The following is a 14,406-nucleotide window of genomic DNA, read 5'->3' on the forward strand; positions in this document are numbered from 1 at the left end:
TTTTTTAGGTTCACCTGTATAAGTAAATATTAAACTGAAAGCACTGTATTTTGTTGGAATAGCTCCGACACACCTGACTCAACAGCTGCACCACTTACAGCTTGCGAAACAATTTCAACAACCCGCTCATCTAATGATTTCGGTACAATATATTCCTCGGTTAATTCCTCATCACTTACAAGAGCGGCTATCGCTTCCACTGCGGCTATCTTCATCGCTTCATTAATATCTGTTGCTCGGACATCCAATGCCCCACGGAAAATACCAGGGAAAGCAAGTACATTGTTAATTTGGTTTGGATAATCTGAACGTCCTGTCCCCATAATACGCACACCCCATGCCTTGGCGTTTTCATACGTAATTTCAGGATTTGGATTCGCTAGTGCAAACACGACCGGATCTTCATTCATTGAAGCAATATGTGCTTCTGTTAATAAATTGGCAACCGATACACCGATAAAGACATCAGCCCCTTTAATGGCATCCTCCAATGTACCATGTATTTTTTGGGGATTTGTCAAATGGGCAACCGTTTCTTTAATTGGATTCATACCTTCAGCGCGACCCTCATAGATGAGTCCCTTTGTATCGCACATATAAATATTTTTATAGCCCATTTGCACAAGTATACGCAAAATAGCAATTCCCGCTGCTCCTGCACCATTAATCACAACCTTCATCGTTGCCACATCTTTCTTCACAATACGATTAGCATTAATCATCCCTGCACCTACTACAATCGCTGTTCCATGCTGGTCGTCATGAAATACAGGAATATCACATTCTTGGCGCAGACGATCTTCAATTTCAAAGCATCTTGGCGCTGAAATATCTTCTAAGTTTACAGCACCAAAAGTTGGAGCAAGTGCCTTCACAATGCTGACAATCTCATCCGTACTCTTCGTATCTAAGCAAATAGGAAAAGCATCAACATTAGCAAAGCGTTTTAATAAAATGGCCTTCCCCTCCATAACCGGTAATGCCGCCTTCGGACCGATATCGCCTAATCCTAATACCGCAGTACCATCTGAAACAACCGCCACCATATTTCCCTTCATTGTATAGTCGTAAACAAGCGATGGATTTCTTTCGATTTCTACGCAAGGCGCAGCTACCCCCGGTGAATACGCAAGACTTAGATCATATGAATCTTGCACAGGTACTTTAGAAATCACCTCTAATTTCCCACTATAATACTCGTGCATTTCTAAAGCCTTTTTCATAATGTCCATTCAATCCCATCCTTTTCTTTTCGAATTATTATATATTTCAGAATCATAATACTTTGTGAAAGTAAAGTCAATGAATTTTCTGTCAATTTTATTTATTCTTCGAAATAGCGCCATTTTCAATCGACCACACAACTTTTTTGTCAAGTTATTAACTTCACAATCAATTATTTTAATATAATTTTCACATCCGTTAGCTTCTCAATAATTGTACAATTACCGGCATTTAACCTGTTCAACTTTTCACATAGTATTTTTCTTATGTAAATGAGAAATTTTTCACAAACTAATGTAAGCGCATCCATTATTCCACCTAGTTTCGTCACATTTTCTCCACATTTTTTCACAAAGTTTTTTATTATACTTCCTAAAGTGTTCTTTTTTATTTCTACTTTCCTGATTCCTTTAGCAGTGTTACGTTAATCAACAAAAAAGAGCCCTTATTTCAAGGACTCTTGCGTAAATTGATTAATAAAAGCAGTGATAATATGCTTGGAAGACCACTGTTCTCCTGATACTTTTGCAATCGGGTAATCACGAGAAAAGATTGATTTTGTTATTTCTTCTACCGAATAACCTTTATAAAATAATTGCCTTATATTCCCCTCCATCTCTTCTAAATAAGCAATTTTTTCTAGTATTTTCGCTCGACCATCTGCTATAAAGCCTGCATGACAGCAATATACTTCCTCGAAATCATAGTTTATTATTTTTTTCAAAGACGCTAAGGTATGTACGATATTTTCTTCATCAAGGACAACCTTAGTTTTCGTCTGTATATACAAATCACCTGTAAACATAGCACCTGTTTCTCGATTATAAAATGATACATGATCGGTCGTATGTCCTGGCGTTTCAATAACATCCCAAGTTGCTGATTTCGTTTGTAATGTATCGCCTAACGGTTGTGCAATAAACGCTGGTCGCTCATCCCATAATGCCTGTCGATAAAAAGGATACACCCCATCCTGTGCACAAAGGCTCACCGAATCATGATGAATATAAATAGGTACCCCCTTATACTCCTGAATCCACGCTGCATTTCCTGAATGATCCTCATGAGAATGAGTGAGCGCCAATTGTTCGATCGGTAATTCGTTAAAAAAGGATTGGAACTCCTGCGAAAGTGAGTATGAGCCTGTATCAATTAATAACCCATCCACAAAAAAGCTATAAACACTCATGCCAATCCCCTGAACTGCCACTTTCCCGTGAGCGCATTGCACATCACGATTTTGTTGAATTTCTATACTTTTCTCTCGTTTAAACATCCTTTCTCCCCCTTTGTAAAAAAAGTGTAGCATAAAATGAATTCCCAGTCATTTTATGAATACATCATAACTCGAATTGTTGCTATAATATCCTTTGTCAAATGATGCAATTAAAATAAACGAAAATTAAATGATTGCTATTAAAACAGCTCCTACTATTAATAGAGAGATCATTGCATCGTATTCTAGATTCATTAGAAAAGTCCTACTTACTGTAGTAGAGGGTACAATCCACATATATTGATTCATAATTGGTCGCTTTGGCTGTTTTCTCCACGATTTTGGTGGGGCTATCCACGATTTGGGCGGGGCTATCCATCATTTTGACGGTTCTATCCACGATTTGGGCGGGGCTATCCACGACTTTAACGGTTCTATCCACGATTTTGGCGGGGCTATCCACGATTTGGGCGGGGCTATCCACGACTTTGACGGTTCTATCCACGATTTTGGCGGGGCTATCCACGACTTTGACGGTTCTATCCACGATTTTGGCGGGGCTATCCACGATTTTGGCTTCTCTATCCGTCGCTTCATCTCTTCTTTCCGTCGCTCTTGCCTTTCTATCCGTCGCTTTATCTCTTCTTTCCGTCGCCCTGATTTCTATCCGTCACCTTTGCTCTTCTTTCCGTCACTCTTACCTTTCTATCCGTCGCTTCAGCTCTTTTTTTCCGTCGCCCTGATTTCTATCCGTCACCTTAGCTCTTCTTTCCGTCACTCTTGCCTTTCTATCCGTCGCTTCAGCTCTTTTTTCCGTCGCTCTGACCATACTTTCCGTCGCTTCAAACGTGCTACCCTTTCCACTCCAATAAAAGCAAAAAAAACGCCCACCAAAGTGAGCGTTTCTTTTTGAATCATTTATTCATTTGTCCCTTTTTCAACATCATATTGGGTAATCCAGTCACTATAGCTACCTACATACAGTTGAATATTTTCGTAGCCTTCATCTGCTAGCACTGCATACAATGGTGATGCTGTAACACCGCTGCCGCAGTACACCACAACGTGTTCGTCGCGAGCAACCTTGCTACGTAACGCATCACTCGCTCGCAAATGACCATCTGACTTTAATTGCTCCCAGTCAAAGTTTTTCGCAGTCGGAATATGTCCAGCTACTATATCAAGAGGCTCCATTTCACCACGGTAGCGAGCTGCGGCACGTGCATCTAACAACGTTGCACCAACTTCTCCATCTACAATAGCTTTCACTGCTTCACGCGGAGCATATAGTTCATCTCGCCAAACAAATTCAATCGTAGTCGGTGGATATTTGACAATGTCTTTTGTGAAAGGTATTTTTTCCTCAAGTGCAGGTGCGCCACCATTCAAAATTACTACATTTGGAAAGCCCGCATAAGTCAGCATCCACCAAGCACGTGGTGCAAATGGAGCAGCTCCTTGATCGTAAACGACAATTTGATCTTCATAGTTTAATCCTAATCCTTGAAATACTGCCGATAGCTTTTCCTTATTCGGCATAGGATGGCGACCATCGCTGGACCCCATATCTGATAAATCCTGCTCTAGATCGATATGAATCGCTCCAGGTGCATGGCCTTCTTCAAATACTTTGTTACCCACCTCTTTGTTTTGTAAATCAAAGCGAGCATCTATGAAACGGACTTCATCAAACTGAATTTCCTCAACTGATTTGAATACTTTTCCCAAATGAATCACCTCATGCGTATTGTAATTGAGCATAAATAGCTTTCCAAGAAGCTAAACGGCTTTCTTCCTGAAGTGCAAGTCTTTCTGTTGCAATTTGTTCAAGTGCCTGATGGTAAATATGCAGGCGTAATTTCTCCGCTTCCTCAGCAATATAGGTAATCGCCCATGCCATAAGAGATACTTTCTGTGAATCTAAATAATTTTGCGCATCTGGTTTTGTTAAGACCTCTAGCGCCTCACTTAGCTTCACTTTTTCATTTTTCTCAAAGAATGCCTTTTGATTGCGGAAATGTGATTTCACACCTGAATATTTAGTGATATCTGTAAACGGTCCTTCAAAATCAAGTAAATCTGGCTCAGAAGATTCAAACGCTAAGAATGAGAAGCTGCGATTAAATTCTTTAAGCTCACGTACTTCATCTTTAAAGCGCAGTTGCATTTTCTTACTAATAAACTGTGATAAACGGAAGTTTGTTACACGCATTTCTTGTGTAAAGTCAAATCGTAAACTTTGCATTACTTCCTTTAAAGCATGCTCTAATGCTTGCTGAACCGGCATTGCTGCAAATGTTGACGGATTGTAGCCTTCCTTAAAGAACTCTGGGTAACGATAAAACACACGCTGAAGAACATAATACAGCAATTCATCAAGCTCTTGCTTCGTTTCACTTTCTACCATACTTGTATTAAGCGAACTGAACTTCGATTTCACATGCTGTTCAAGAGTTGTTAATTCCTCTAAACGCTCATCCTTACGCTTTAAGTTCTCTTCTGTTTGCTCAATTAAGTCACCTAAACGTTGCTCCGTTTTATCGACTTCCTCTGCAAGTGCCTGGACAGCCAATGCACTTAATTCATCATTTAAGAATGTGTGGAAAGCATCTTCGAAAGGTGGCATACCAGATGTTAAATTAGCACCCTCTACCTTTTCCTTTAATGCCAATAGGCTTGACACACCGTAAAGTCGAGGGAAGCGAATGCCAAAGCGTTGTAATTCTGAACGTACATAGCCTTTTACATCTTCCTGTTCTTCTTCTGTTGTCGCTAAATCAATCGCATTGACGATAAAGAACATCTTATCAAGTTCGAAGGCATCCTTCACACGACCAAGCTGGATTAAAAACTCGCGGTCAGCTTTAGCAAAAGCATGATTATAATAAGTAATAAACAAGATTGCATCAGCATTACGAATATATTCAAATGCCACACCTGTATGACGCGCATTAATAGAATCTGCCCCTGGTGTGTCAACAAGTGTCACACCCATGCGTGTTAACGGACTATCATAATAGAAATCAATATTATCGACAAAGCATGATTTATTTTCCTGCGCAACAAATTTTTCGAACTCTTCACGGTTTACACGTAATACTTTTCCAAGCTCAGACTTAAATGATGGGAATCCTTCTTTATATGCACGAATAAATGATTTATGCACATTTAAGCGTTCGTCTGATAGTTGCACCGCAAGTCCCTCATCTGCACGATTAAATGCCTCTTCTAAAGAAGAAACCGATAGACCAATCGCTGCGTATGAAGCTTGAATATCCTCTAACATTTGATCAGCTGTCTTTAACAGTACATCTGCTGTTTCATGCGGATGTTCTGGTGTCACAGGACGAATTTTATTAATAGCCGCTGTCGTCGGGTTTGGTGATACAGGTAAAACCTTAGCACCCATTAACGCATTAGAGAACGAGGATTTCCCTGCACTAAATGCACCGAAAAGTGCGATTGTGAAGTCCTTTTTCTGTAATCGTTCTACTTTATTTTCTAAGTAAGTTGCTACTTCCGCAAAGCCTTGTACATCTTTTACAGCCGTTGCCGTGTGAAGTGCACGCTTCACTACACCCTCAATAGGAAGACTTGTTGCACTAACTACTTGCTGTGCCTCTTCCTGTAGGTTCGCTTCCTCTTTTGGTTTTAACATCGATTCATCAAATAATCGAATATCTGCTAAATCTTGCTTAAAGGCATGATCCCAATTTGTCAGCTGTTGATTTGCTATTTTACGTATTTCATTGCTTGCCTGGTGCATAATACTTGCACTATATTGCTGATAGCCCTCGATTTCAAGCACTGCTTGAATGGCGTCAACTTTCTCTTGCATCCCAGCCATTTTTAATTTAGATGGAGCAGCTGTTTCGGTAGCCACCGCTTCTAAAGTTGTTGCCTGTGCATCCTTCCAATTATCTGTTTCATTGATGAAGTAGCGTTTTGTTGCCTCTGCAACACGGTTTGCGAAGTTTAGAACGGCATCTCCAGTTAATATAGCACCAACTTGTACCTGCTGCTCAATAAGCGAGAATGGTAAGTCAAAGACGTAGGCATCAATAGCCGTTGCACGTTCTTCATTTAACGCACCAACATCCTTTAACACCTTTTTCATTAGCCCTTTTAAATGTCCAGTGATTTGTGCGTGCACAACATTTTGATAGGCACTATAGGAATCCTCTTTACGGCGGTTACGCTCTTCCTCTGTTTTTTTCTTAGCAGTAAATAAGCCCCCTACTTTGAAGCCCTCCTGCTGACTCTCTAAATACAGACGTAATTTATCACGTAAATCGGCTGGCATAATGGATGCATTCGCAAGTAGCTCTTTACGTTGCTCTTCGAACGTTTCATTCCATGCCTCAACTGAGAACAATTCAACTTGACGATTTAGCTTATTGTACTGCTCTAAAATATCTTTATGGTTTGCCCAGTCATCGGCACTTAATACATCTTCATCGATGTCTAAACGATCTTGTCTTTCTTCCATTAAATAATTGTCATGCTCACTTTGTAATAAACGCAGTGTATTTGATGCAGTTTGTACAAGCTGATCCTGCCAATCGTTCATACTATCCATAACGATTTTCTTTACGACCTGAAAATCGTTATAAGGGTGCTCAGGCTCTCTTAATGAAGTGAAAAATACGCCTTTTGGTACTACACCCCATGCCTCAAAGGAATTGTGAACTGTTGCTTTAAATTCCTCGAAGCTTAATTCATTTTCATTATGCTTATCAATCATGTTAACGATTAAATAAACGTTTGGATTGTACTTCATTAATTGCTTTGTAAATTGAAAATTCAATTCGGATTGCACGTGATTATAGTCCATTGTATAAAATACGATATCAGCAATATGAAGAGCTGAATCTGTTGACATGCGGTGTGCATCATCTGTCGAGTCAACACCTGGCGTATCCATAACAGTGACGCCTAGTGGTAATGTCGATGTACTATGACCAATTTCAATCTGTGACACTAGATCCCCATTTTTACTAAGCTCTTTAACTGTTTTAAAATCATAGCCTGCTTCGAATTTTACAGGCTTTTCATTATGCATATAGACAATCGCAAAGTCTTCTTCTGATTTATGGACTTTTACGATATTAGCACTCGTTGGAATAGGGCTTGCCGCAAGTAAATCTTCACCAGATAGGGCGTTAATCATACTCGACTTACCAGCAGAGAAATGGCCTGCAAAGCCAATAACATATTCTTTTTGCTGTATTTTACGTGCAAAAAGTGATGTCTTATCCATACGCTCTGTATCACCATTATGCTGATAAATTATGTATTGTAACGAAGCTTGCTTTAATAGCGCCTCCAACTGTTGTTCAAAATCTTTCATAAAACCAGTAACCCCTTTATTAATAATTTCTCCTTGGCGTAATTGCGTCCGGATTTTGAATTGTGTGAGCACAATTCACTCCTAGAAACCCATGACATCCGCCGGAGGCTTTAGGCCAACACGATGTTGGTCACTCTGTCGTTGCCACAGGACGCGGCGTTCTTAGACTGAGTTCCTCTATTTTAGTGGTGCTGGAAAGAAACCACATAAGCATTCCTCTCACCATCTTCAGAGATGGGAGTTTTTCTGAATGAACATAAATTGTTCATAATTAGTATTCTACCTTATTCGACAAGCAAAGTATAACACTAATTTACTTTAAAAAGCATATATATAAGGGTTTCAGACGCCATATTCATCCATATCGTCCTGTTTAACCAAAAAAATAAAGCATTATTTAGGCTCATTATTAATAGGGGAGGATGATTCTATTTCAATATGGATGTGCAACTATGCAAATAATAATTTTCTTCATATTTTAAGGTAAGGAAAATAAAGTTTTAAACAAGTTAGGTGTGCTATTGGCATACCAATTGAGAGAAATAAAAGCAACAAAGATACTGGGGGTAACAATAATTAAATGGAGTGATAAAAATATGGTGAACTTTAGGAATCACCGAAAAATCGAGCAAGAATGTGAATGTGCGTGTGAAGATCGGTTTATGTGGCCTCGTATAAAAGCTAGTACCATTCCTTCGGTAGACCCTCCCCCTGTCGTTGAACCTAGTGGAAATATCATTCCAACAGTAAATAGATATTTCTATATTGTTACATCAGATATTGATTTGACGAATGGGGCAACTCTACCTGCTAGCCAATTTTGGGATGATAGTGGAAACCTAGTAACTGAATTTATCATTTTTAATCCGAATGGCTACGTTAATCTTTATATCAATGCCGTAATACAGGAAGGTGGGATTTATACTTTAACTCCAACCTCCTTAACCTTGAGTCCAAATAATTCAACAATTTATAAAGGTACTCCCATCATCATAGAATCAATAGGTTTTTCTATAAAGTAAGAATCAAACCTGAAAGGGGGTGAAAATAAGTGGCACTTTCTATTATTAATATTCATGTAAATGTGACAGGTACTTCAACTAGATTTTTCAATGTTTTAGCTACACCATTAACGATCACAGATGGTACAAAAGTTGCTGCTACTACCTTTTTAAATGATAGCGGTAATGCAGCAACTACTTTCCCAATCGTCACTAACGGCTACAACAATTTATATATAAATGGTGTGTTACAGGAAGGTGGTTCCTATACAGTTTCTGCAGCAGAATTAACGTTTCATACTGTTACAGGTACTTTACCCGCCGGAACACCAATTATTATTGAGGCTGTAGAATTAGTAACTACACTTTAAACATCTAAATAAATTGGAGTATGTTGTTATCAAATCAAACCTACTTTCCAATAAATTGTTTCATTGATAGATGAATCAGCTTTAATAACTAAAAATGGATGCCTAAAATGATGATTTACATTTCAAGGCATCCATTCTACTTTTTATTTATTCCCTTTGACACTTTAACTCATAAATTTTTTTTGCATAATCCAGTGCATGTGGTCCATCTCCATGTATACATAGAGTTTGCGCGGAAATTTTGACATCGTTTGAGGAAAATCAATCACTTGTTGCACGAATTGTCTCCTCGACGCAAAGCCTAATACACGTGATTAAATCTTGGATATTCCATCCCGGTATTTTTCCATGCTGAATAGCCAAATCAAATGACGCAGGAATATGAATAAATCCAGCACGGACCTCTTTATGTTGCTTCGCGTAAACTAGCCCTTCATACATAATATTATTACATAAATAGGTACCTGCCGTATTTGAAATTTCCGCTGGATACCCTTCATTGCATAAGCGATTTACCATATTTCTGATAGGTAAATTCGTTATATAGGCATCTTCACCACCATCATAAATACTCTCGTCTGCTGGTGTATAACCATTATTATCTACTTCACCATCTTTAACATTAATCGCAATTCGCTCTGGCGTTATTTTAAAGCGTCCTCCAGCTAATCCTAATGAAATAATGATTTGCGGCTTTATCTCGGCGATATGTTGTTTCAGCTGCTGAGCAGATAGCTGAAAATCCACAGACAATATACGTCCTACAATTTCATAGCCGTCCATCATTTCCCCATTTAAATGTTCTACAATTTGCATTGTTGGATTCATTTTATATTCAAGAAATGGAACAAACCCTGTTAACAATATTTTCTTCATGTTTTCTTCACCTAAATTTCTATAGGACGTTGCTTGATTGCCCATCCATTTTTATTTTTGAACTATAGCAGCAGGAATAATCATTTTGCAGTGAATCCATCAGTTATGGACATTGTATTGAGTTATATGTCATATTTTCATCGTCTCGTAACCATACTACAAAAAATCAATTCTGATTTTCAACATACTTCAGAAAAAACAAACAATTATTCTTCCCCTTTATTACCACGAAATATGAAAGATAAATATTTTCGTATAAAAAAAAGCATGATCTCAAAATTGCTCGGACCATGCTCTTTCTATAAAAATTGTCTCTTTATTGATTATTCTCTTACTTTAAATGTGCAGTCGCCTGATTCATGACGTGTTTTCCCACTCCAATATAAATAACTACTGCTGCTCCGATAAATACGAATGTCATCACTGACCGCTCCTTTTTATATAAAAATTTGTATTTGAAAAGACTAAAACGTCAATTTATTGATTTTGAAAATCATTCTCATTAATATAATATAAATTTCCCATTAATTCGTCAAGACATACTTTCATCTTACCTATTTTACATGGTAAGATGTAGAAAAGTCGGAAAAAGGATGCGGTAATGATGAGTAATTCGAAGTACTTTCAAACTATTTTAAACGGGACAATTCACGCTTTAAAGTCGATTCTACCTATGGATATAGAAGTGAAAACGCCGAGTATTATTTCTGAACCATTTCAACAACAACAAATGGGTGTTTTAATTGGTTTAATAGGAGATTTAAAGGGCCGAGTAATCATTGATTCTTCTCCTGAAACATTTAGTGGCATCGGCAATACGATGTTTGGTATGCCTCTCGAAGGAGAAATGTTGGAATCCTTTACAGGGGAATTTGGAAATATGATTGCAGGAAATCTATGTACTACCGTCGGACAAGAAAGCTTAGAAATCGATATCACACCGCCAACAGTGATGGTTGGTAACACAAAATTATACGGCTTTGAAAAGGCCTTTATACTCCCTGTAACAATTCCAAGCGTCGGTTCACTGACAGTTCTTTTAACAATTGAAGAAGAATAGAATTCTAGAATATTGGACAGTTCAACTGATACATCCTATGCCCATACATAAACATTTATGATCACGCTTTGTCATTCTCTTTAATAAACGGAGTATACCCCATAAGGCTCACTCTAAAATTCAAGTAGTAAAAAAATAATAGATTTCAATAAAAATCACCTCTTTTCTAACCTAAACGCGGCCATCTCAATGACTATTGAGGTGGCTTTTTTTTATTCCCTCCTCAATTCTTCACATTTCTTTCACATAATTCGCCAAGATGTGTGATTTTTTTCACATCAAAAAGAAATTTATTTATATATCATGGCAATATGAAAGACACAATAAAAGCGAAGGAGGAGCAAAAATGGCAAATAAAAAAAAGTCAGATGAAAATTTAAAAGGTTCACTCTATGCGGTATTTGGAGTAGGAATCATTATTATCTTGCTTTGGGTGTACTGCTTCGATTTGTTCATCAATCGTTTTTAATCTACTAAGAATAAGAAAGGACAGAGACATATGCACTTACATAAATATGAGAAGTATTGGCTTGTGTTTGGAGTTACTACTTTAGTAGCATTCCTTATCATTCTCGGCATCGGTGCATTTCATCAAGGCTCACATCCGAACAATGGTAAAAAAACACTAGATTATGAGAAAGTAAATGAATTTCCCCCTTTCGATAATCCTGGTGTTCACAAAGTAGAAGGTAAGGATTGGGACTATGAAGTGGTTGTTTTAGCATCAGCATTTAATTACAATCCGCCAGAAATTGAAGTTCCTCTTGGAGCTAAGGTGAAATTTATCGCAACAAGTGCGGATGTCATGCACGGCTTTGAAGTTGCAGGTACAAATATTAATATGATGCTCGAACCTGGTTACATTTCTGAATATGTGACAGAAGTAAATAAAGTGGGAGAGTTTTTAATCGTATGTAATGAATACTGTGGTACAGGACATACGATGATGCACTCTATGCTAAAGGTGGTGGATCCAAATGAGTCTCAATAATAATTTGACAAAAGTGGATCGTCGTGATGCGAAGCTAGCAATGGCACATATTTACGTGGCATTCATCGCATTATTATTAGGGGGTCTTGCAGGTTTATTACAGGTTTTCGTTCGTTCTGGTCAATTTACTTTACCAGCAGGCATTGGTTACTATCAAGTTTTAACTGTACATGGTATTTTACTCGGTCTTATTTTAACAACGTTCTTTATTTTCGGTTTCCAAATTGCCAGTGTTAGCCGTACGTCAGGGACTTTTTCAGATGGTCAACGTCGCCTTGGCTGGATTGGCTTCTGGTTAATGACTATCGGTACAGCAGCAGCTGCAGCAATGGTTCTACTGAACGAAGCATCTGTTTTATATACGTTCTATGCTCCACTAAAAGCTCACTGGATATTCTATCTAGGCCTTACATTAGTCGTTGTTGGTTCTTGGGTTGGCGGCGCAGGTCAAATTTTGCGATATGCACAGTGGCGTAAAGAAAACAAAGGTAGCGGACAACGAAGCCCATTACTTTCATTTATGGTTGTTGTCAATAATTTAATGTGGTTCGTAGCAACTCTAGGTGTAGCTGTTTCTGTACTATTCCAGTTACTTCCATGGTCCTTAGGCTTTATCGAACGTGTTGATGTAGCACTTTCCCGTACATTATTCTGGTATTTTGGTCATGCTCTTGTGTATTTCTGGTTATTACCAGCTTACATGGTTTGGTATGTCATTATTCCGAAGGTTATTGGCGGAAAAATTTTCTCTGATTCTTTAGCAAGACTGTCATTTATGCTGTTCTTAATATTCTCTGTACCAGTTGGGATCCATCACCAATTAACTGAACCAGGTATTGATGGTACATGGAAATTCATACAAGTTGTTTTAACATTTGCCGTAATCGTACCATCCTTAATGACTGCATTTTCAATGTTTGCAATGTTTGAATTACGCGGTCGTGAATTAGGTGGGAAAGGGCTTTTCGGCTGGTTTAAAAAATTACCATGGAAAGATGCTCGTTTCTTCGTGCCATTTATCGGTATGGTAGCATTTATTCCTGGTGGCGCAGGCGGTATCATCAATGCTTCTTACCAAATGAACCAATTAATCCATAATACTATTTGGGTTACAGGACATTTCCATTTAACAATTGCAACAACAGCTGTATTAACTTATTTTGGGGCGGCATTTTGGTTAATTCCATATTTAACAGGTCGCACACTGACAAAAGCTTTAAATAACCTTGGTAATTTTGCCGCTATTTTATGGGCTACTGGTATGACGATTATGTCTTCCGCTATGCATATCGCTGGTCTGATCGGTGCACCTCGTCGATCTGATTACTCTGAGTATGGCGGAGCTCAGCAAGCTTATGATTGGATTCCTTATCAAATCGCTCAAGCTGTTGGTGGCACTATCCTGTTCATCGCTATCTTAATCATTCTTTATATTGTGGTGAAATTAGCATGGTTTGCACCAAAAGGCGAAGAGGAATTCCCAGTTGGTGAAGTACATGAAAACAGTGGTACGACACCAGCAATCTTAGAGAATTTCAAAGTATGGCTAGTTATTTTAGTAGCATTAATTTTATTTGCTTACACTATTCCAATTATTGATATTATTTCCAATTCTCCTCCTGGCTCTAAAGGCTATAAGCTTTGGTAACAATGTTTTGCATCTTAATAAAAAGAGGCAGAGACAAAACTAGCTTCTAATATCAAAAAAAGTGAAATTGAGTGTGCTTAATTTCACTTTTTTCGATTTTTCTCTATTTTAGCTTACACTTCTTAGTGAATGACCGTGAATTTTCTCAAATTTACAGCCATTCATGCAAGACCTATTTCGTTTTCAACTTTCCTCGGACAGAAAATCGAGTGAAACGCAAATTAGCCATCAAAAATCCAAAAACTGGTTCCACGTCAATTGTGTTGACGTAAATGACGTTCGTTTTTTTTCTGCTTGCGTATAGGCGCATAAAATCAGTTTAAGCACCATGCGTGGATTATAGGCAGAACAACCTGTACTTCGTATAAACGGTTCGAGTGCTTATTACGAAAAATATAAAGCCGGTGAAATTTTACATGTCGTAAAATTTCACCGGCTTTTTGGTATCAGTGGAGGGGTTTGTCCCTGCCTCTTAGTAAAGGTATCTGCAAAATTAGCATGATGGCTTACTTTTTGCCCACCGACCATTTTTTTGAAATATTTTTTTGCGAGCTCTCTTTTCCTATTTTTGTATGCGAAAATTCCGCAATCTCAACTACTTTTTCATAAGACTACCTCAATCTTTATTGCTATTCGAATATGAAATGTTTTAAAATACACGTTTCGTAT

12 protein-coding genes and 1 pseudogene are annotated in these 14,406 nt (G+C 38.1%); 7 read left to right on the forward strand and 6 right to left on the reverse strand.

From position 1 onward, the window contains the following. Positions 1-29: 29 nt before the first annotated feature. Positions 30-1,232, reverse strand: a complete 1,203-nt coding sequence (locus tag ACQKMI_RS05725; RefSeq protein ID WP_427487700.1) for an NAD(P)-dependent malic enzyme — start codon at positions 1,230-1,232, stop codon at positions 30-32. A gap of 437 nt (positions 1,233-1,669) precedes the next feature. Beyond that, the gene (locus ACQKMI_RS05730) at positions 1,670-2,500 is read right to left on the reverse strand and encodes an MBL fold metallo-hydrolase (RefSeq protein WP_427487701.1); all 831 of its coding nucleotides are present in this window, start codon (positions 2,498-2,500) and stop codon (positions 1,670-1,672) included. Positions 2,501-2,801: 301 nt separating this feature from the next. Here ACQKMI_RS05730 and ACQKMI_RS05735 point away from each other — a divergent pair, with 301 nt between their 5' ends. Further along, on the forward strand, positions 2,802-3,353 hold the full coding sequence (locus ACQKMI_RS05735) for a hypothetical protein (protein WP_427487702.1): 552 nt from the start codon (positions 2,802-2,804) through the stop codon (positions 3,351-3,353). A gap of 5 nt (positions 3,354-3,358) precedes the next feature. Here ACQKMI_RS05735 and ACQKMI_RS05740 read toward each other — a convergent pair whose 3' ends face one another. Next, positions 3,359-4,168 (reverse strand): sulfurtransferase, encoded by an 810-nt coding sequence (locus ACQKMI_RS05740; protein WP_427487703.1) that lies wholly within the window; start codon positions 4,166-4,168, stop codon positions 3,359-3,361. A 10-nt stretch (positions 4,169-4,178) separates the two neighbouring features. After that, positions 4,179-7,790, reverse strand: coding sequence for a dynamin family protein (locus tag ACQKMI_RS05745; protein WP_427487974.1), 3,612 nt, complete (start codon positions 7,788-7,790; stop codon positions 4,179-4,181). Positions 7,791-8,323: 533 nt separating this feature from the next. Here ACQKMI_RS05745 and ACQKMI_RS05750 point away from each other — a divergent pair. Both ACQKMI_RS05750 and ACQKMI_RS05755 read left to right on the forward strand, forming a co-directional pair. Next, the gene (locus ACQKMI_RS05750) at positions 8,324-8,812 is read left to right on the forward strand and encodes a DUF4183 domain-containing protein (protein ID WP_427487704.1); all 489 of its coding nucleotides are present in this window, start codon (positions 8,324-8,326) and stop codon (positions 8,810-8,812) included. Positions 8,813-8,841: 29 nt separating this feature from the next. Then, positions 8,842-9,162, forward strand: a complete 321-nt coding sequence (locus ACQKMI_RS05755) for a DUF4183 domain-containing protein (RefSeq protein WP_427487705.1) — start codon at positions 8,842-8,844, stop codon at positions 9,160-9,162. Between the two features lie 147 nt (positions 9,163-9,309). Here the strand turns inward: ACQKMI_RS05755 and ACQKMI_RS05760 are convergent. Together ACQKMI_RS05760 and ACQKMI_RS05765 are read right to left on the reverse strand one after the other, a co-directional pair. Further along, positions 9,310-9,405: pseudogene (locus ACQKMI_RS05760) on the reverse strand (LamB/YcsF family protein); the annotation flags it as partial. An 18-nt stretch (positions 9,406-9,423) separates the two neighbouring features. After that, positions 9,424-10,038 carry a pyroglutamyl-peptidase I gene (locus tag ACQKMI_RS05765; protein ID WP_427487975.1) on the reverse strand — a complete coding sequence of 205 codons (615 nt, stop codon included), beginning with the start codon at positions 10,036-10,038 and terminating at the stop codon, positions 9,424-9,426. 604 nt (positions 10,039-10,642) lie between these two features. Between ACQKMI_RS05765 and ACQKMI_RS05770 the strand changes: the two genes are divergently transcribed. The 4 genes from ACQKMI_RS05770 (at position 10,643) to ACQKMI_RS05785 (ending at position 13,737) form a co-directional block, all read left to right on the forward strand. After that, the gene (locus ACQKMI_RS05770; protein WP_427487706.1) at positions 10,643-11,098 is read left to right on the forward strand and encodes a chemotaxis protein CheX; all 456 of its coding nucleotides are present in this window, start codon (positions 10,643-10,645) and stop codon (positions 11,096-11,098) included. Between the two features lie 346 nt (positions 11,099-11,444). Continuing rightward, positions 11,445-11,567: a hypothetical protein gene (locus ACQKMI_RS05775; RefSeq protein WP_255505077.1), complete on the forward strand. Its 123-nt coding sequence runs from the start codon at positions 11,445-11,447 to the stop codon at positions 11,565-11,567. Positions 11,568-11,597: 30 nt separating this feature from the next. Next, positions 11,598-12,089, forward strand: a complete 492-nt coding sequence (locus tag ACQKMI_RS05780) for a cytochrome B5 (RefSeq protein ID WP_197141285.1) — start codon at positions 11,598-11,600, stop codon at positions 12,087-12,089. Further along, positions 12,076-13,737: a b(o/a)3-type cytochrome-c oxidase subunit 1 gene (locus tag ACQKMI_RS05785; RefSeq protein ID WP_427487707.1), complete on the forward strand. Its 1,662-nt coding sequence runs from the start codon at positions 12,076-12,078 to the stop codon at positions 13,735-13,737. The genes ACQKMI_RS05780 and ACQKMI_RS05785 overlap by 14 nt, the downstream gene beginning before the upstream one ends. Positions 13,738-14,406: the final 669 nt, after the last annotated feature.

Origin of the sequence: Lysinibacillus sp. NPDC097214 (genome assembly GCF_050277945.1) — a bacterium.
Taxonomy (GTDB): Bacteria; Bacillota; Bacilli; order Bacillales_A; family Planococcaceae; genus Lysinibacillus; species Lysinibacillus xylanilyticus_B.